General features: G+C 73.5%; 18 protein-coding genes. 9 read left to right on the top strand and 9 right to left on the bottom strand.

Annotated features, from left to right (window positions below; genetic code table 11):
* Positions 1-120 precede the first annotated feature (120 nt).
* Genes KO353_RS09790 through KO353_RS09770 form a run of 5 tightly spaced genes read right to left on the bottom strand, consistent with a single transcriptional unit; the run spans position 121 to position 3,133 of the window.
* Entirely contained in the window at positions 121-387 is a 267-nt protein-coding gene (locus tag KO353_RS09790; protein WP_218284477.1) for a (2Fe-2S)-binding protein, read from the bottom strand.
* 47 nt (positions 388-434) lie between these two features.
* Entirely contained in the window at positions 435-1,640 is a 1,206-nt protein-coding gene (locus KO353_RS09785; RefSeq protein WP_235691788.1) for a CCA tRNA nucleotidyltransferase, read from the bottom strand.
* Positions 1,641-1,656: 16 nt separating this feature from the next.
* On the bottom strand, positions 1,657-1,923 hold the full coding sequence (locus KO353_RS09780) for a DUF6111 family protein (RefSeq protein WP_218284476.1): 267 nt from the start codon (positions 1,921-1,923) through the stop codon (positions 1,657-1,659).
* Positions 1,924-1,932: 9 nt separating this feature from the next.
* The gene (locus KO353_RS09775) at positions 1,933-2,577 is read right to left on the bottom strand and encodes a CoA pyrophosphatase (RefSeq protein ID WP_235691786.1); all 645 of its coding nucleotides are present in this window, start codon (positions 2,575-2,577) and stop codon (positions 1,933-1,935) included.
* A gap of 1 nt (position 2,578) precedes the next feature.
* Entirely contained in the window at positions 2,579-3,133 is a 555-nt protein-coding gene (locus KO353_RS09770) for a DUF1285 domain-containing protein (protein WP_235692112.1), read from the bottom strand.
* Between the two features lie 325 nt (positions 3,134-3,458).
* Here KO353_RS09770 and KO353_RS09765 point away from each other — a divergent pair, with 325 nt between their 5' ends.
* The 5 genes from KO353_RS09765 to KO353_RS09745 are packed head-to-tail and all read left to right on the top strand — an operon-like array spanning position 3,459 to position 10,941.
* Positions 3,459-4,394 (top strand): AAA family ATPase, encoded by a 936-nt coding sequence (locus KO353_RS09765; RefSeq protein WP_218287337.1) that lies wholly within the window; start codon positions 3,459-3,461, stop codon positions 4,392-4,394.
* Between the two features lie 37 nt (positions 4,395-4,431).
* Positions 4,432-5,361, top strand: coding sequence for a DUF58 domain-containing protein (locus KO353_RS09760; RefSeq protein WP_235691785.1), 930 nt, complete (start codon positions 4,432-4,434; stop codon positions 5,359-5,361).
* A gap of 6 nt (positions 5,362-5,367) precedes the next feature.
* Positions 5,368-8,100: a DUF4159 domain-containing protein gene (locus tag KO353_RS09755; protein ID WP_218284475.1), complete on the top strand. Its 2,733-nt coding sequence runs from the start codon at positions 5,368-5,370 to the stop codon at positions 8,098-8,100.
* Positions 8,101-8,103: 3 nt separating this feature from the next.
* Positions 8,104-10,200 carry a hypothetical protein gene (locus KO353_RS09750; RefSeq protein WP_218284474.1) on the top strand — a complete coding sequence of 699 codons (2,097 nt, stop codon included), beginning with the start codon at positions 8,104-8,106 and terminating at the stop codon, positions 10,198-10,200.
* A gap of 39 nt (positions 10,201-10,239) precedes the next feature.
* The gene (locus tag KO353_RS09745) at positions 10,240-10,941 is read left to right on the top strand and encodes a hypothetical protein (protein ID WP_218284473.1); all 702 of its coding nucleotides are present in this window, start codon (positions 10,240-10,242) and stop codon (positions 10,939-10,941) included.
* Positions 10,942-11,018: 77 nt separating this feature from the next.
* Here the strand turns inward: KO353_RS09745 and KO353_RS09740 are convergent, their stop codons facing one another.
* Positions 11,019-11,471 (bottom strand): SufE family protein, encoded by a 453-nt coding sequence (locus KO353_RS09740; protein WP_218284471.1) that lies wholly within the window; start codon positions 11,469-11,471, stop codon positions 11,019-11,021.
* A 31-nt stretch (positions 11,472-11,502) separates the two neighbouring features.
* Entirely contained in the window at positions 11,503-12,282 is a 780-nt protein-coding gene (locus tag KO353_RS09735) for an SDR family NAD(P)-dependent oxidoreductase (protein WP_218284470.1), read from the bottom strand.
* Positions 12,283-12,342: 60 nt separating this feature from the next.
* Here KO353_RS09735 and KO353_RS09730 point away from each other — a divergent pair, with 60 nt between their 5' ends.
* The 3 genes from KO353_RS09730 (at position 12,343) to KO353_RS16765 (ending at position 14,064) form a co-directional block, all read left to right on the top strand.
* On the top strand, positions 12,343-13,233 hold the full coding sequence (locus KO353_RS09730) for a formate dehydrogenase accessory sulfurtransferase FdhD (RefSeq protein WP_218284469.1): 891 nt from the start codon (positions 12,343-12,345) through the stop codon (positions 13,231-13,233).
* Positions 13,223-13,873, top strand: a complete 651-nt coding sequence (gene mobA, locus KO353_RS09725) for a molybdenum cofactor guanylyltransferase MobA (protein ID WP_218284468.1) — start codon at positions 13,223-13,225, stop codon at positions 13,871-13,873. The genes KO353_RS09730 and mobA overlap by 11 nt, the downstream gene beginning before the upstream one ends.
* A 65-nt stretch (positions 13,874-13,938) precedes the next feature.
* Positions 13,939-14,064: a hypothetical protein gene (locus tag KO353_RS16765; RefSeq protein ID WP_268906164.1), complete on the top strand. Its 126-nt coding sequence runs from the start codon at positions 13,939-13,941 to the stop codon at positions 14,062-14,064.
* 240 nt (positions 14,065-14,304) lie between these two features.
* On the opposite strand, the gene KO353_RS09720 is transcribed toward KO353_RS16765, so the two are convergent.
* Positions 14,305-14,958, bottom strand: a complete 654-nt coding sequence (locus KO353_RS09720; RefSeq protein ID WP_218284467.1) for a hypothetical protein — start codon at positions 14,956-14,958, stop codon at positions 14,305-14,307.
* A 67-nt stretch (positions 14,959-15,025) separates the two neighbouring features.
* Here KO353_RS09720 and KO353_RS09715 point away from each other — a divergent pair, with 67 nt between their 5' ends.
* Entirely contained in the window at positions 15,026-15,862 is an 837-nt protein-coding gene (locus KO353_RS09715) for an aldo/keto reductase (protein WP_218287335.1), read from the top strand.
* Between the two features lie 79 nt (positions 15,863-15,941).
* Here the strand turns inward: KO353_RS09715 and KO353_RS09710 are convergent, their stop codons facing one another.
* Entirely contained in the window at positions 15,942-18,065 is a 2,124-nt protein-coding gene (locus KO353_RS09710) for a protein-disulfide reductase DsbD family protein (protein ID WP_218284466.1), read from the bottom strand.
* Positions 18,066-18,083: the final 18 nt, after the last annotated feature.

The raw sequence follows: 18,083 nt of genomic DNA, 5'->3' as shown, positions 1-18,083 counted from the left end.
TCTCTCGCTCCGGGCGCGATGCCGAGTGGCGACAGATCGGTTCCGACACGAGAGCTCCTCGCCGGTTTTGCCTGGCGAGCCGAGCCTATTCTTCGGGGGAAGCGCGGCGGCTTGAGGTGCTCAGTCTGCCCCGAGGGGGTCGTTGCCGGCCGATGCGCGGCGCGCACGCTCGGCGCGCACCACCTCCTTCATCGCCTCGGCGCAGGTGCCGCAGAGGGCGGTGCAGCCGCAGGCGCGGTAGGCGTCGGAGACGCGCGGCGGATCGCGCAGATCGGCGAGCGCCCGGGTTACGCGCGTCTCGGTCAGGCCGTTGCAGAGGCAGAGATACATCGCGTGGTCCGTGGTTGTGCCGTGCGCGAGGACGATGATGCCCTGCCTGCGCTGCAATTGCAACGCGTTCTCATTCGCAAAACGCGCCCGGCGGCAGCGCCCGATCAGCCCCGCCCCAGCACCTCGGCAAGCCGCGCAAGGCAGGCGGACCGATCGGCCACGCAGCCCCCCGCCAGCCACCAGGCGCGCACGCGCGCGAGCGCCTCGCCGACGGCAGGCCCCGGCGGCACGCCGAGCGCCACCACATCTCCCCCCGAAAGCAGGAAGGACGGCACAGGACACGCCGCAAGCCGCGCCCGCAGCGACGCCCAGTCCCCCGGCGCACCACGGGCCTCGGCAAGCCAGGCCCGGTCGAGAAGCGCTGCGGCCGGTGTGTCGGCCAGCGCCCGTCGGAGCGCGGCTTCGTCCTCCTCCGGGGCGGGAACGGGCCCGTGCGCCGCGGCAAGACGCGCTGCTTCGGCGCCGGAGAGCTTGAGCCGGGCGGCGAGCGCGCCGGTCTCGCCCGGCACGAGAGCGGCAAGGCGCAGGAGCGGATCGGCCGGTGCCCCGGCGCGCACGAGTCCCGCGAGAGCGCTCCGGTCGGTCGCCTCGGGCAGCACGGCGGCGAGAACGCCCGTCCGCGCCATGAGCTCGACGGCGGCGACGGGGTCGGCTGCGGCGAGGATGCGCTTGAGCTCGCTCCACACGCGTTCGGCGGAGAGGCGCCCGAGCAGGGGCACGGCCTCGGCGATCGCGGCAAGCGTCGCTGCGTCCGGAGTGCTGCGGCCATAGCGCGCCTGGAAACGGAAGAAGCGAAGCGCGCGGAGATGGTCCTCGGCCAGCCGGCGGGCCGGGTCGCCCACGAACCGCACCCGGCCGGCGGCAAGGTCCTCGCGGCCGCCGAACCAGTCATGCACCGTCCCGTCCGGCTCCATCGACATCGCGTTGATGGTGAAATCGCGTCGCGCCGCGTCCTCGCGCCAATCCTCGGTGAAGGCGACGGTCGCGTGCCGCCCGTCGGTCGCGACATCGCGCCTGAGCGTGGTGATCTCGATCGGCCGGTCGCCGGCGAGCGCCGTCACCGTGCCGTGGTCGAGCCCGGTCGGGATCACTCGGATCCCCGCGGCCGAGAGGGTCGCGGTCACCGCCTCGGGCCGGTCGGGTGTCGCGAGGTCGAGATCGGCAAGCGGCAGGGCGGCGAGCGTATCGCGAACCACCCCGCCCACCGCGCGCGCGCGCGGCAGGGCGGCAAAGACGCGGGCGACCCCGGGCTCGGCGAACAGGGAAGGCGGCGCGACGCGGAACGTCGTCTCCTCCGCCGCGACGCTCACCGCGGCCCCCTCCCCCTCACTGCGTCGCAGGGCGCATGCCGCCGTCGATAATCCGCCCTCCCTCGATCCGCGCCGGCTCGTAGCGGCCCTCCTTGGGAAGCGACGCGGTCTCGGCGAACCACAGAAGCGCGCCGGCCGAGAGCGCGAGCCCGGCGGCGCAGAGGACGATCCACGGCACCGAGCGCGGGTCGGCCAGAGCGGGGCGCCGCGCAAGCCAAGCCCAGAAGAAGTAGAGCACGAACGGCGCGAGGAACGGGATCACCGCCTGGAGGACTCCGCGCATCGACGCTCCTCAAACGGGCCGAGGCGCGCCGAGCGCATGGGCGAGCGAGCCAAGCATCGAGGCCGTCGCGCCCCAGATCAGGTGACGGTCGTGCCGCACCACGCAGAAGCGACGACGCCTGCCGAGCAGCACCTCCTCGCGCCAGGAGAAGGCCTCCGGCTCGAGCAGAACGGCGAGCGGCAGTTCGAACACCTCGTCCACCTCCGCCGGGTCGGGCCGGAGCGCGAGCGGTGGCGGGACCAGCCCGACGACCGGGGTGACGTGGTAGCCCGTGCCGGTGACGTGCTCGCCGAGCGTGCCGATCACCCGAACCGCATCCCGCGCGAGGCCGATCTCCTCCTCCGCCTCGCGCAGCGCCGCCGCCGTCGGGCTCGCGTCCCCGGCCTCGATCCTGCCGCCCGGGAAGCTCACCTGGCCGGCATGCGCCTTGAGCTGGCGCCCCCGCAGCGTCAGCAGAATCGTCGGCTCGGGATGGGCCACCACCGGAACGAGCACGGCGGCAGGGGTCAGCAGCTCGGACGGCGCGGCGGCGACAGGGCCCGGCCGGTCGTCCACCCGCACGGGCGGACGGGCCACCGCTGCGGCAAGGCGCGCGGCAAGCTCCTCGGCGCCGAGCATCAGCCGGGGCGACGCGCCGAGCCCTCGCGGCGCCACCTCATTCCTCGGCGCTGCCGAGCGGGAAGAACTCGCCCGCGCTCCACACCCCGAGCACGCGCTCGCCATGCACGACCTCGGGAACCGCGAGCGCGACGAGTTCGTAGTAGACGGCGCGTCCGATCCGCGCCTCGAGCCCGTCACGAACCATCAGGTAGGGGGTGGGCTGGCAGGTGATGATGTCGCGGGCGACCCGGATCGGGTGATCCTTCCCCGCCGTGACCATCTCGTCGACATTGGTGCGGAAGGTCAAAACCTGGCCGCCGCTGTCGCAGGCGCAGGCGGGGCATGGCCCCTTCGACCAGAACAGCTCGACCGCGAGGAAGGGGACATCCTCGACTTCGATCCGGCCGCGCTCGGCCGGGGTTTCGAGCCAATAGCCCTCGGCGTCGCGTTTGAGGCAGGAGGCGAAGAGGCAGACGAGCTCTTTTCGGCGTATCGGGCTGCCCTGGTAGTACCAGGTGCCGTCGCGGGCGATGCGGATCGCGAGATCGCCGCACAGGACCTGCACGGGCCTGCGGCGCGGCGCGGACGGCGTGAGCGCAAGCCCCGGGATCGGATCGCGCAGCGACAGACTCCGGCGCGCCGGCAGCGCTTCGGCGAACGCTGCGCCGCCGCCCGGGCGCGCCGCCCCGCCTTCGCCGTCGGCAGCGGCGCGGGCCAGTCTCCGGAGCGTGTCGACCACAACCGTCACGAGCGTGTGACCCCCAACCGCCGCTTTCCTCTGACGCGTATATATAGGTAGCATCCCCAGGCGGGATGAAGGGTCGGAGGCGGTGGCGGTGGCGACAGCGACGGTTGCGGGAGAGGCGGCGGCGGGCGCCACGGTTGCGGTCGATCCCGCGGCGCTGATCGCCGAGGTGGAGGCGCTGAGCGCGGCGATGGCGCGGGTGCGCGAGAGCATCGGCCGCGTCATCTTCGGCCAGCAGGACGTCGTCGACCAGACGCTGATCACCCTGCTTGCGGGCGGCCATGTTCTGCTCGTGGGCGTGCCAGGCCTCGGCAAGACCAAGCTCGTCGAGACGCTCGGCACCGTGCTCGGGCTCGCCGAGAAGCGGGTGCAGTTCACGCCCGACCTGATGCCGGCCGATATCATCGGCTCGGAGGTGCTCGACGAGAGCGCCGACGGGCGCCGCAGCTTCCGCTTCGTACCCGGCCCGATCTTCTGCCAGCTCCTGATGGCGGACGAGATCAACCGCGCCTCGCCGCGCACCCAGTCGGCACTGTTGCAGGCGATGCAGGAGAACCGGGTCGCGGTCGGCGGCGTCGTGCACAAGCTGCCGCAGCCCTTCCACGTGCTCGCCACCCAGAACCCGATCGAGCAGGAGGGCACCTATCCGCTTCCCGAGGCGCAGCTCGACCGGTTCCTGCTCGAGGTCGAGGTGAGCTACCCCGCCCTCGAGGCGGAGCGGACGATGCTTCTCGCCACCACCGGGGCGGTGGTCGAGCGGCCGCAGCAGGCGATGTCCGCCGCCGAGCTCCAGGCGGCGCAGGCGGTGATACGCCGCATGCCGGTGGGCGAAAGCGTGCTCGAGGCGATCCTGACGCTCGTCCGCGCCGGCCGGCCGGAGACCACACCGATCGAGGCGGTTAAGCGCCATCTCGCCTGGGGGCCTGGGCCGCGCGCGGCGCAGGCGCTGATGCTCGCCTGCCGCGCCCGCGCCGTGCTGGACGGGCGACTCGCGCCGTCGGTCGACGACGTGGTCGCGCTCGCCCATCCCGTCCTGCGCCATCGCATGGCGCTCAACTTTGCCGCCCGGGCGGACGGCGTGCGCCTTTCGGAGGTGATCGACCGGCTGACGGGATTGCTCGGGTGACGGTGCTCGGGCAGCGTGGCGTGGAGGGAGATGGGGCGTGATCCCCGACGCCGGCCGCGCCAGGCGACACGAGGGCGCCCGCGCCGTCGCCCGGGCGCAGCATGCCGAACAGGTCTCCGCCCGGCTGCCGCCGCTTCTCGTCGCCGCCGAGCGCGTTGCCGCGACGGTCGCTCAGGGCGTGCACGGGCGGCGCCGCGTCGGCCAAGGCGACAGTTTCTGGCAGTTCCGCCCCTTCCTTCCGGGTGATCCGGTGCAGCGGATCGACTGGCGCCAATCCGCCAAGAGCGACCGCACCTTCGTGCGCGAGACGGAGTGGGAAGCGGCGCAGAGCGTCTGGATCTGGCGCGACGCCTCGGCCTCGATGCGCTGGCGCTCGAGCGACCGCCTGCCGGAGAAGGTGGACCGGGCGGAGCTGCTCGCGCTCGCTCTCGCCTCGCTCTTGTTGCGCGGCGCCGAGCGCGTGGCCCTGTTCGGCCTCGGTATGCGCCCGGTGTCCGGCCGGTCGATGATCGAGATGCTTGCCGAAGCGATCGGCCGGCGCGGCGATGCCGGCGCGGTCGCCGGCCTTCCCGCGGCGGAACCTTTGCCGCGCCATGCCCGCGTGGTCCTGATCGGCGATTTCCTCTCGCCGCTCGCCGACGTCCAGGCGGCGATCGCGCGGCTCGCCGCGATCCCGGTCACCGGGCATATGCTCCAGGTGCTCGATCCGGCCGAGGAGGCGCTTCCCTTCCGCGGCCGGATCCGCTTCGAGGGGCTCGAGCGCGAAGGGGCGGCGCTGATCGGCCGCGTCGAGGGACTGCGCGGCGACTACCAGGCGCGGCTCGCCGCCCAGCGCGAGGGGCTCAAGGCGATCGCCGCCGCCGCCGGCTGGAGCTTCGGAACCCACCTGACGGACGCCCCGCCCGAGAGCGCCCTGCTCGCGCTCTATCTCGCGCTCGCGCCCGCCCGGGCGGGCAGGGCGGACTGAGGCGCGATGGAGGGGCTTCTCGGCAGCCTCGGCGCGATCGGCTTCGCCCACCCCTGGCTTCTTGCCGCTCTGCTCGCCCTGCCGGTGCTCGTGTGGCTGTTGCGCGTCACCCCGCCGGCGCCGAAGCTTCTCGCCTTCCCCGCGGTACGGCTCCTGCTCGACCTGCCGCGGCGGGACGAGACAGCGGCGCGCACGCCCTGGTGGCTGCTCGCGCTCAGGATCCTCGCAGCGGCGTGCGTCATTGTCGGGCTCGCCCGGCCAGTTCTCAACGCCGGCAGCACGGTCGGGGGAGCGGGGCCGATCCTGATCGTGGTCGATGACGGCTGGGCCGCGGGCGAGGCCTGGGCGCAGCGCGTCGCCGCCGTCGAGACGGCGCTCGACCGGGCCGACCGCGCCGGCAGACAGGTGATCCTGCTCACGACCGCTCCGGGTGAGCGCGGCGAGCCGCCGCGGCCCTCCGCGGCGATGCCCGCCCAGGCGATGCGTGAGCGTGTCGCGGCCCTTCGCCCCCGCCCCTGGGCGCCCGATCGTGCCGCGGCGCGGCGCGCCGTCGAGCAGCTCGGGCGGCAGGTGAGCGGGCTTTCCGTCCTGTGGGTGACGGACGGGCTCGCCCATGCCGGCGACGAGGAGGGGGAGAGGTTCGCCGCGGCGCTCGCCGCGCTCGGCCCTCTCACCGTTCTCCTCCCCCCGCCCGGGGCACTTCCTGTGGTGCTCGGCGCCCCGGCCTCGGAGCCGGCGCGGATCGTCGCCCGGGTCTCCGCCGTGCCGCTTCCGGCCGACCGAGAGGTCGCCGTTCTCGCCCGAACCGCGGACGGGCGCAGCCTCGCCCGAGCGACCGCCACGCTCCCCGCCGGCGCGGCCGCGCTCGAGATCCCGATCGCGCTTCCCCCGGAACTGCGCAACCGCCTCGCCGTCCTTGTCGTCGAAGCGAGCGCCAACGCCGCCTCCATCGCCCTGCTCGACGAGCGCTGGCGCCGACGCCCCGTCGGGCTGATCGCCGGCAATGCCGAGACGGCCGACCAGCCGCTCCTCGGCGAGCTCTACTTCCTCGACCGCGCCCTCTCCCCCTTCACCGAGCTCCGCCGCGGCACGGTGCGCGAGCTGCTCGGGCGCGAGATCGCCGTGATCGTTCTCTCCGACGTCGATACGCTGACGGAGGCGGAGCGGGGCCTGCTCGCACGCTGGGTCGAGGAGGGCGGCGTGCTGGTGCGCTTCGCCGGGCCACGGCTTGCCGCCCGGCCCGACACGCTCCTGCCCGTCACCCTCAGGATGGGAGACCGCCAGCTCGGCGGCGCCCTCTCCTGGCAGCAGCCGGCCACCCTCGCCCCGTTCCCCGAGACCTCCCCCTTCTTCGGGCTTGCCGTTCCGGCCGAGATTCGGGTGACGCGCCAGGTGCTCGCCGAGCCCTCGGTCGCGCTCGGCGAGCGCACCTGGGCGCGGCTCGCCGACGGCACGCCGCTCGTGACCGGTGAAAGCCGCGGCCGCGGCGCGCTCGTCCTGTTCCACATCACCGCCAACACGGAGTGGTCGACGCTGCCGCTCTCGGGGTTGTTCGTCGAGATGCTGCAGCGGATCGTTCAGCTCTCGGCCGGGGTCGGTGCTGCGCCCGGCGAGTCGGTTCTCGCCCCCTACGAGACGCTCGACGGCTTCGGCAGGCTCGGGCCCCCTCCCCCCTTCGCCGCCGGGCTTGCGGCGAGCCAGATCGCGCGCGAGGTGCCCTCGCCGCGGCATCCGCCGGGGTTCTACGGGCCGGAGGCGGCGCGCGTGGCGCTCAATCTCGGACCATCGGTCGGCCCCCTCCGGCCCCTCGGCGCCATGCCGTCGGGCGCGGAGGTTCGCCGCCTCGACGGCGAGGCAGCGGAGCGCGACCTCCGCCCCCTCCTGCTCGGGCTCGCGGCCCTGCTCGTTCTCGCCGATCTCCTGATCTCGCTCTGGCTGCGCGGCCTGATCCGCCCAGCTCCCGCCGCCGCGCGGGCGGGTGCGGCGTCGGCCCTGATCGTCCTCTTCCCCTCCCTCGCTCTGGCCCAGCTGCAGCCGATGGCGATGGCGAATGAGACGCGGCTCGCCTACGTCATCACCGGCACGCGGTCGGTCGACGAGATTTCGCGCGCCGGGCTCATCGGGCTCACCGACTTCGTCAACCGACGCTCCGCCGCCAATCTCGCCGAACCGGTCGGCGTCCGGCCGGGAGAGGACGAGCTCTCCTTCTTCCCGCTTCTTTACTGGCCGATGACGCCCGATCAGCCGACGCCGGACGCGGCGGCGGTGGCGGCGCTGAACGACTTCATGCGCTTGGGCGGCATTATCCTGCTCGACACGCGCGACGGCGGCTCCGGCCAGGGCATGAACCCGGGCGGGGAACAGCAGCTCCGGCGCCTGACTCGCGGCCTCTCCATCCCGGCGCTGATCCCCGTGCCGGCCGACCATGTGCTCGCCCGCGCCTTCTACCTCCTGACGGATTTCCCGGGACGCTACACGGGCGGGCAGGTCTGGGTGCAGCGTGACCAGGACCGGGCGAACGACAGCGTCAGCCCGGTGATCATCGGCGGTCACGACTGGGCGGCGGCCTGGGCCGTCGATTCGCAGGGGCGGCACCCCTACGCGACCGTCCCGGGAGGGGCGCGCCAGCGCCTGCTCGCCTACCGCTTCGGGCTCAACCTCGTGATGTACGCTCTGACCGGCAACTACAAGGGCGACCAGGTGCACGTGCCGGTTCTGCTCGAACGGCTGGGACAGTAGAAGATGGAGGGAACGGCGCGGGCGCTGACGGCGGTCGTCTTCGAGCCGCTTCTGCCGCTGCCGCTGTTCGGCGCGCTCGCCGCTCTTGCGGCGCTGCTCGTGGGGCTCGCTCTGTGGCGTCGGGCGCGCGGGGCGCCGCTGCGCGCCTTCGTGCTCGCCGTGCTGCTGCTCGCCCTCGCCAACCCGCGGCTCGTGCAGGAAAGCCGCGAGAACCTCGCCGACATCGCCGTCTTGCTCGTCGACGAGAGCGCCTCGATGCGGGTCGGCGAGCGCCGGGTGGAGGCGGCGGCGGCGAAGGCGGCCATCGAGGAACAGGCGCGGCGCATCCCCGGGCTCGAGCTCCGCACTGTCACCGTTCCGGAGGCGGGCCGGTCGGGCACACGCCTGTTCGAGGCGCTCTCCCGCGCGCTGGCCGAGCTTCCGCGCGCCCGCCTCGCCGCCACCATCGCGATCACGGACGGGCAAATCCACGACCCGCCCGAGGACGGGGCCGAGGCGGTGGCGGCGGCCACGGGCGGAGCGCCGCTTCACCTTCTGCTCGTCGGCCGCCCCGGCGAGACCGACCGGCGGGTGCGGGTCGTCGAAGCCCCCTCCTTCGGGATCGTCGGCCGAAGCGTCGAGATACGGGTCGTGGTCGAGGACCTGGGCGTACCTCGCGGCGGCGCCCCCGTCACGCTCACCGAGCGTCGCGACGCCGCCGCCCCGCGCCGCGCCCAGCTCGCCACCGGGCGCGAGCACCGGATCGTCGTGCCGATCGAGCGCGCCGGCCAGACAGTGATCGAGCTCGAGGCGGAGCCTCTGCCGGGCGAGGTGAGCCTGCTCAACAACCGCGCCGTGGTTCAGATTAACGGCGTGCGCGACCGGCTGCGCGTGCTTCTCGTCTCGGGCGAGCCGCATGCCGGCCAGCGCACCTGGCGCCGCCTGCTCAAGGCCGACCCGAATGTCGACCTCGTGCACTTCACCATCCTCCGCCCGCCGGAGAAGGACGACCTCACGCCGCTCAACGAGCTTGCGCTGATCGCCTTCCCGGTGCGCGAGCTGTTCCAGGTGAAGCTGCGCGAGTTCGACCTGATCATCTTCGACCGCTTCGCCAATCGCGGCATCCTGCCGCCCGTTTATCTGCGCAACATCGCCGAGTACGTGCGCGGTGGCGGAGGGCTCCTGCTCTCTGTTGGCCCCGAGTTCGTCGGGCCTGCAAGCCTCTACAACACCCCGCTCGGCCAGGTGCTTCCAGCTTCGCCAACAGGCCGGGTCACTGAGGCCGCATTCCGCGCGCGGGTGACCGAGCTCGGCGCACGCCACCCCGTCACCGCCGCCCTGCCGGGTGCGAACGCCGGGGATGCGGAACCCGCCTGGGGCCGCTGGTATCGACGGATCGATGCCGCCGCGCCGCGCGGCTCGGTGCTGATGAGCGGGCCGGCCGGGGAACCGCTCCTGATCGCCGACCGTGTGGGCGAGGGACGGGTCGCGCTTCTGCTGTCGGACCAGATCTGGCTCTGGTCGCGGAGCCATGACGGCGGCGGGCCGCAGGCGGAGATCCTCCGCCGTGCCGCGCACTGGCTGATGAAGGAGCCCGACCTCGAGGAGGAGGACCTGCGCGCGCGAATCGACGGCGAGCGCCTAATCGTCGAGCGCCGCTCGCTTGCCGAAGGGGCGCCGCCGCAGCTCGAGGTGACGAGCCCCTCCGGGGCGGTGAGCCGCCACACACCGGGCGAAGCCGGCCCGGGCCGCGCGGTGCTCGAGCTGCCGGCGCTCGAGCCGGGCGTGTGGCGAGTGAGCGACGGCACACGCTTCGCCTTCGCCGCCGCCGGAGCGGCGAACCCGATCGAGATCGCCGATCTGCGCGCCACTGCCGAGCCGGCGGCGGCAGCGGCCAGGCGTTCGGGAGGGTCGGTCACCTGGCTCGCGGAGGGGGGCGTGCCGCAGCTCCGCCCCGTCGCGCCGGGGCGGGACAGCGCCGGGTCGGGCTGGATCGGGCTCAGGCGGAACCGCGACCACATCGTCACCGGAATCGCCGACCTGCCGCTGATGCCCCCCTGGGCGGCGCTCGTCCTGATCGTCGGCGGGCTCGTCTGGGCCTGGCGGCGCGAGGGGCGCTGAGCGCGTGCATCCTGAGGCGCGAGGCTGTATGAGCGGCGCATGAGCCGGTTCTGTGCCCTTCCCGTCGCCCTCGCGCTCGCGCTCGGCGCGCTGGCCCCTGCTTCCGTGTCGGCGCAGATGCCGCCGCAGCGCAGCCCCGCGGCGCAGCCCCAGGCCCAGCCGGCGCCGGGAGCACCGGCGGCGCAACGGCCGCGCCAGCCGCGCAGCGGCACGCCGACCGAGCAGCTCTTCGAGGCGATCAACGCGGGCGATCTCGAGGACGTGCGCGCCGCCGTCGCCGCCGGGGCGGACGTGGGCGCGCGCAACGTGCTCGGCCTCACCCCGGTCGATCTCGCCATCGATCTCGGGCGGAACGACATCGCCCTTTACCTGCTCGCGCTCGGCCGTGTGCGGCCGCTCACCCCGCTTCCGGAGGAGCGGGCCGCGCGTCGGCCCTCGCGCGCGGCGGAGGAGCAGCTTCGGCTTCGGCAGCTTCGGGCCGAGCAGGAGGCGATCGAGGCGGCGCTGAGGAGCCGCGCGCCGGCCGTCTCGGGCCAGGGGATTGTGGCGGTCGCGCCGCTGTGGCGCGGTGATGGCGGTGCGCCCAACCCGGAGATCGGCTTCCTCGGCTTCGACGCGGGCCGCCCTCCCGGCGCCACCCCGCCCTCCGCCCAGCGCGGCCCCGCCACTCCCCCCGCCCGGGCTCAGCCGCAGCCGCCGCGGCGCTCCCCCGTCACCCGGGAGGCTCTGCCCCCGGGCTGACCTGCGCCGGCCCGGCCGGGCCGTCGGCGCGCCGCCGAACCGACCGGCGCCGCGGCGCGGAGGCCCGCGCTCAGCCTTCAGGCAGCGGCCACCGCGCCGGCCGCGAGTGCGCGAATCCGCCCCACCATCGCGGCGATGCCATTGCCGCGATTGGCCGAGAGGTTGCCGATCAGGTCGAGCTCCTTGAGGAACGCCCCGGCATCGGCAGCAAGAACCTCCTCCGGCGTCCGGCCCGAGTAGATCCGGAGCAGCATCGCCACCAGCCCAGAGACGATCGCCGCGTCCGAGGCAGCGGCGAGATAGAGCCGTCCATCGCGCCGGTCGGCCGCAAGCCAGACCTGGCTCTGGCAGCCCTCCACCCGGTGCGCGTCGTCACGCCACTCGGGCGGGAAAGGGGGAAGGTCACGGCCCCAGTCGATCACGAGGCCATAGCGGTCCATCCAGTCGTCGAAGAAGGCGAATTCCTCGGCGATCGCGGCCATCGCGGCCGCGGCGGTCGCCTCGCGTGGCTGGACGAAGGGGTCTGTCATCAACGCCGAGATGGGGCGAGGGGCGGGCAGCTCAATAGGCCATCCAGCCGCCATCGACCATCAGGTTCTCGCCGGTGATGAAGGTCGCCTCGTCCGAGGCGAGGAAGAGGGCCGCGGAGGCGACGTCCTCCGGCCGGCCGAGGCGGGGCCAGGGCGTGCGGGCGTGGCTGTAGTCGATCCAGCGCGGCTCGATCGCCCGGCCGGTCTTGCCGGTGAGGATCTTGCCCGGAGCGACCGCGTTGCAGACGATGCCGTGGCGGGCGTAATCGACCGCGATCTGGCGGGTGATATAGACGCAGCCCGCCTTGGCCACGCCATAGGCGATGTTCTCGGGGCTCGCCACCATGCCGTGCTGGGAGGAGATGTTGACGATCCTGCCCCGCACTCCCTCTGCGTTCGGCGCCTGGCCGAGCATCACCCTCACCGCCGCGCGGCTCATCAGGAACACGCCCGTGAGGCTGACCGCGAGGGTTCGGTTCCAGGTCTCGAGCGTCGTCTCGGTCAGCGTCCCGCCGACATTGTGAACGGCGTTGTTGACGAGCACATCGAGCCTGCCGAAGCGGGTGACCGTCTCAGCCACCGCCGCCTCGGCAGAGGCTTCATCGGAGACGTCGGTGCGGAGGAAGAGCACCGCGTGCCCTTCCCGGGCGAGGATCGCGTGCGTGGGTTCGCCGCCCTCGCGCACCGCCTCCGTCACGTCGGCGATCGCGATCGCCGCCCCTTCGGCGGCGAAGCGGCGCGCGATCGCCCGGCCGATCCCGGAGGAGCCGCCGGTAACCAGAACCACCTTTCCGGCAAGACGCCCAGCCATCTCTCCCCCTTGGCACCGACCCCGCTTGCGTGGCAGCCCCCGCCTCCCCATGGTCAGGCCATGGCAGCACAGACGGACACGCGCGACCTTCTCGTCGCGCCCGACCCGGCCGACCCGCGGCTGACCCGACGCGTGGCCGGCATAGACCACACCGGGGCGCGGGTCGAGACGTCGGTGACGGTCGAACGGCCGCTGACGCTCTACCTGAACGGGCAGGAGATCGTCACGATGATGACGATCGGCGACTACCCGGAATATCTCGCCCTCGGCTACCTCCTGAACCAGAACATGCTCCGCCGCGACGACCGGGTGGTGGCGGTCGAGTACGACCCAGAGATCGAGACCGTCGTCGTCCGGACGGAGCGACGCACCGACTACGAGGAGAAGCTCAGGAAGAAGACGCTCACCTCGGGCTGCGCTCAGGGCACCGCGTTCGGTGACCTAATGGAACGGTTCGAGAGCGTCACACTTCCCCCGGCCGAGCTGCGCACCTCGTGGCTCTATCGCCTCACGCATGCGATCAACACCACGCCCTCGCTCTATCTCGAGGCGGGCGCGATCCACGGCTGCGTGCTCTGCGAGGCTGACCGGCCGCTCGTCTACATGGAGGATGTCGGCCGCCACAACGCGGTGGACAAGATCGCCGGCTACATGTTCCGCCACGGCATCGAGCCGGGGAACAAGATCTTCTACACCACCGGGCGCCTCACCTCGGAGATGGTGATCAAGACCGTACAGATGGGGATTCCCATCCTCGTTTCGCGCTCTGGCTTCACCGCCTGGGGGGTGGAGCTCGCGCGCCAGGCGGGGCTGACGCTCGTTGGCCGGGCGCGCGGGCGGCGTTTCATCGCGCTTTCGGGCGAGGAGCGGATCGTGTTCGACCTCGACCCCGCGATGGTCGAGGAGGAGCGGGCGGCGCATCGTCGCAAGGCGGCGGAGCGTGACGACTGACGCCACGCCCCCTGCCCCCTCTCCCCCAACCTTGGGAGTTCTGCTCGCGGGGGGGCTCGCGCGTCGCATGGGCGGCGGCGACAAGGGGATGCGCCCGCTCGGTGGGGCGACGATTCTCGCCCGCGTCATCGCCCGCCTCACCCCCCAGTGCGACGGCCTCGTCCTGAACGCCAATGGCGATGCGGCCCGCTTCGCCGCAACCGGCCTCCCGGTCGTGGCCGACAGCGTGCCGGGCTTCGCCGGCCCGCTCGCCGGCATCCTCGCCGGGCTCGACTGGGCGGCGGCGAACCGGCCGGAGATCGTCTGGGTCGTCTCGGTGCCGACCGACAGCCCCTTCCTGCCGCGCAGCCTGGTCGCGGGGCTGCACCGCGCCCGCCTGGAGGCCGCTGTTCCGCTCGCCTGTGCGCGCTCGGGGGGGCAGCCGCACCCGGTGGTGGGGCTGTGGCCGGTCGGGCTGCGGGAGGACCTTCGCCGCGCTCTCACCATCGAGGGTGAGCGCAAGATCGACCGCTGGACCGCACGCCACGGCATCGCCTTCGCCGACTGGCCCGTCGTGCCGGCCGACCCCTTCTTCAATGCCAACACCCCCGAGGAGCTCGCCGAGGCGGAGGCTCTGCTCGCCCGTTTCCCCGATCTCTGACGGCTTGAATCCGCGACCGCGCTGGCGCAATCCTTGGCGAGGAACGCCATCTACAGGGTGAGACAATGAAGGCCTTTCTCGTTGCAGCCGTGATCGCGGTCGCGCTCGCCGTTGCGGCGGGCTGGGTGCTCGAGGAGAACTTCCAGAAGACGGCAGAGAGCGCCTTCGCGACGTCCAGCGTCCGGCTCTGAGGCGGCTCCGACGTCGCGGCGGCTGAGGCGCGCGGCGGCGGCAGGCGGAAAAACGGGCACGGCAGGATCCAGCGGCAGGCGCGGCGCTGCTGACGCACCGGCGCAGTCGTGGTCGACGCGACGCGAAGATCACGGCGTTGGCGCGGTTTGCGCAGTTGTTGACCCTGCTGTGCCGTGTGCGGGCGGCCGGGTTCCAGCCGAGTGAGCGGGCCGGCTCAGGGCGATCAGCCTCGATCGCCCTCAGCGCCGCAGCATCCGCTCGAGCTGCTCGAGGAAGCTGCCCGTGGTGCTGCCCGGCGCAGGCCGCGGCGGCTGGCCGGCGGCACGCTCGCGCAGAAGCGCGATCGCGCGCTGGGTGTCGGCAAGGTCGAGCGCCAGAACCTCGTCCGAGGCGCCACCGGTTACTGCCCGCGCCGGCGCCTTCAACCGAACGAGCACGCGACGCGCCTCCGGCAGCTCGGCCGCCGCCCGCTCCGCCACCTCAGGCAGAGGCAGGCACACCGCATCCCTGCCCTCGAGGCTGCAGGAGAGGGTGAGCACCGGCTCGCCGTCGAACCTGAGCTCCGCCGCGCCGCCGACCGCGAGCGCCCCACGCTGCGGATCGGACAGCGACAGGCCGCGCGCCGTGACCGCCGGCAGCGCCGCCCCGTCACGCAGCACGATCTCGAACGCCACGCCAGAGGCAGAGGCACGCTGCAGGTCCGGAAGCTCGAGCCAGAGCCGGTGCCGGAGGAGGCAATCGCTCCGGTCGGTCATCGGGTCGGTGCGGCAGGTGAGCAGCCAGGAGCCGACCTGCTCGTCGGTCACGGCCGGCGTCACCACGCGCGCCTGGGCCCGCGCCTCTCCGCCCGCCGAGAGTGCGGCGACCATTGCCAAAACGAGCCGTGCGAGCATGCTCGAGAGGTCCTTCCCGCTGGATAAGGGGTCGCTCGAGCATATAGGCGATCCGACGGAGGAACACATGCGCACGGTGAGCTTCCCCGACGGCACCCGCGTTTCCGCGCTTGGGCAGGGCACCTGGGCCATGGGCGAGCGCGGCGCCGATCGCAGGGCGGAGGCGGATGCGCTCCGGCTCGGGCTCGATCTCGGCCTCAAGCTGATCGACACCGCCGAGATGTACGCCGACGGCGGCGCCGAGGAGGTGGTGGCCGAGGCGGTGGACGGGCGGCGCGACGAGGCCTTCATCGTCTCCAAGGTCTATCCGCACAACGCCTCGCGGCGCGGCGTGGTGGCCGCCGCCGAGCGCTCGCTCAAGCGTCTCCGCACCGACCGGATCGACCTCTACCTCCTGCACTGGCGCGGCGGGGTGCCGCTCGAGGAGACGGTCGCCGGCTTCGAGGACCTCAGGGAGTCGGGCAAGATCCTGCGCTGGGGCGTCTCCAACTTCGACACCGACGACCTGGAGGAGCTGTTCGGCTTCCCGACAGGGCGCGCCTGTGCGACCGACCAGGTGCTCTACAACCCCGAGGCGCGGGGGATCGAGTTCGACCTGCTGCCCTGGTGCGCGGCACGGGGCATTCCGGTGATGGCCTATTCGCCGCTCGGCCAGGCCGGGAGGATGCTGCGCAACGCCGCGCTGCGGACCGTTGCCGAGCGGCACGGCGCGACACCGGCCCAGGTCGCGCTCGCCTGGGTGCTGCGCCAACCGGGCGTGATCGCGATCCCGAAGGCCGCGACCGCGGCGCATGTGCGCGAGAACGCCGCCGCCGCCGCGCTCGCTCTCACGGCGGAGGATCTCACAACCATCGACCAGGCTTTCCCCCCTCCATCGCGCAAGCGGCCGCTCGCGATGATCTGAGGGCGCCCGCGACCGCCGGCCGAGGCAGCGCGCGCGACGGGAGCGGGGCGCTGGCCGCTGCTGTCGCGCCCACTGACGCTCAGAGACTCGAGACCCTCGCCGCACGCGCAACCGGCCCCGGTAGGGCGCCGATCGCCTCGAGCACGATCCCCTCGGTCAAGAGCTGCGGCAGCACGACGGCAGGCCCGCCATCCTCCGGATAGAACAGGTAGAGCGGCACGCCATCGCGCCCGTGCGCGCGCAGAAGTGCAGTCAGCTCCGCGTCACCGCGCGTCCAGTCGCCCACCAGCACGGCGACGCGGCGTGCGGCGAAGGCGCGGCGCACCGCCTCGGTGTCGAGAGCGATCCGCTCGTTCACCTTGCAGGAGATGCACCAGGCAGCGGTGACGTTCACGAACACCGGTCGCCCTTCGCCGCGCAGCGCCTCCACCCGGGCGGGCGACCAGGGCTCGGCGCCGGAGAGGGTGGTGAGGGCGGCGGTCGTCGTCTCAGGCCGCGAAGATTCGACCCGGGGCAGGAGGGCGGCGAGCAGGAGAGCGGCAGCGAGCGCGACGGCACGACCGAGAGCCCGGCCGCGCCCTGCCCGCTGCGCCACGCCCACCGCCCAGAGGCCGAACCCGAGGAGCACGCCGCCGAGGAGAGCCCACAGCACGGCATCCGCCCCCGCGCCTTGGGCAAGGACCCAGACGAGCCAGGCAGCGGCCGCGTACATCGGGAACGCAAGCCCCTGGCGCAGACGCTCCATCCACGCCCCCGGCCGAGGCAGACGCCGCGCAAGCCCGGGCGCCAGCGCGAACAGGGCGGAGGGAGCGGCCATGCCGAGGCTGAGCGCGCCGAACACCGCAAGCGTCGCGGCAGGCGGCATGACCGCCGCCGCACCGATCGCGGTCGCCATGAACGGGGCCGTGCAGGGCGTGGCAACGAGCACGGCGAGCGCCCCGGTGAAGAACGCCCCCGCCCTGCCGCCGCGCGCCACCGCCCCCTGGTCGAGGCCGACCGGCAGCGAGACGGCATAGACGCCCGAGAGATTGAGCCCCACCGCGAGCATCAGCCAGGCCAAGGCGGCGACCACGGCGGGCGAGGTGAATTGGAAGCCCCAGCCGGCCGCCACCCCGGCGGCCCGGAGCAGCACAAGCGCCCCGCCAAGGGCGAGGAAGGAGAGGACGACGCCGGCGGTGTAGGCCAGCGCCTCGGCCCGAACCTCGGCCCGCGCCGCGCCGGAGAGGCGCGCGATCCCGATCGCCTTCATCGCGAGGATCGGGAAGACGCAGGGCATCAGGTTCAGCAGCAGACCGCCCAGAAGGGCGAGCAGAACCGCCGACCCGAGCCCGACCGCAGGCATCCCCGCGCCAGGGGATGACCCCGGAATCGACGCGGGCAGCGGCCCCGGCGCAGCCGAGACGGCATAGGCGCTGCGCACACCGGCGGCGTCGGTGATCGCAACGAGGCCCGAGAGCCTGTCGGGCAGCGGCGCGGTGCCGCGCGCAAGCCCGAGCACGAGCGCGCCCGCCTCGACGCGAAGCGGCTGCGGCGCGGCATGGTCGAGCACGCCCCAGTCAGAGGGGAAGAAGAACGCCTCCCGTACCGCACCGGGGGCGATCCCCTCGCCCGCGAGCCTGAGCGCCCCGCTCCGCCCCTCGAAGCCGATCGACACGGCGAAGGGCGAGGGCCGCGGCAGGGCGGCCTCGGCTTCGAGCAGGAGCGCCGCCGTGGCCGCAGGGCGCGGTCGCGCCTCGACCGGAAGGTCGAGCCGGAACTCCCCCTCCTCTGGAATGCACACCGTCTCGCAGACGAGCCACGCCCCCTTCGCCTCGACCGCGAACCGCTCGCCCGGGCGGAGCGAAGCGGGCGGCGTGACGGTGAGGGGGAAAAGCACCTCCCCCTCGTAGCCGAAGCTCACGAGCGGGCCGTAGGCGATCCGCTTCGGGGCGGGGAAGGCGAGCGGTGTCGCTTCCGAGCCCAACGGAAGGGCGAGGGTGAGTTCGGTCGGCGCTCCGGCATCGCCAGGGTTCGACCAGTAGGTGTGCCAGCCCGCGGCGAGACGCTGGCGGAGCGCGATCCGGAAGGGCTCACCGGGGGCGACGGCGGCGACGGCGGAGACGAGCGTGACGGTCGCCCGCGGGGAGGAGACGGGCTCGCTCTCCACCGCGCGCCCGAGAGCGGGCGCGAACAGGAGGGCCAAGGCGGTGAGCACCCGCAGCATGAGGCGAGAGTTATCCCG

It is taken from the genome of Elioraea tepida, assembly GCF_019203965.1.
GTDB classification, from domain to species: domain Bacteria; phylum Pseudomonadota; class Alphaproteobacteria; order Acetobacterales; family Acetobacteraceae; genus Elioraea_A; species Elioraea_A tepida.
Note: the sequence above shows the minus strand (reverse complement) of the source record. Positions and strands in the feature narration are given on the sequence as shown.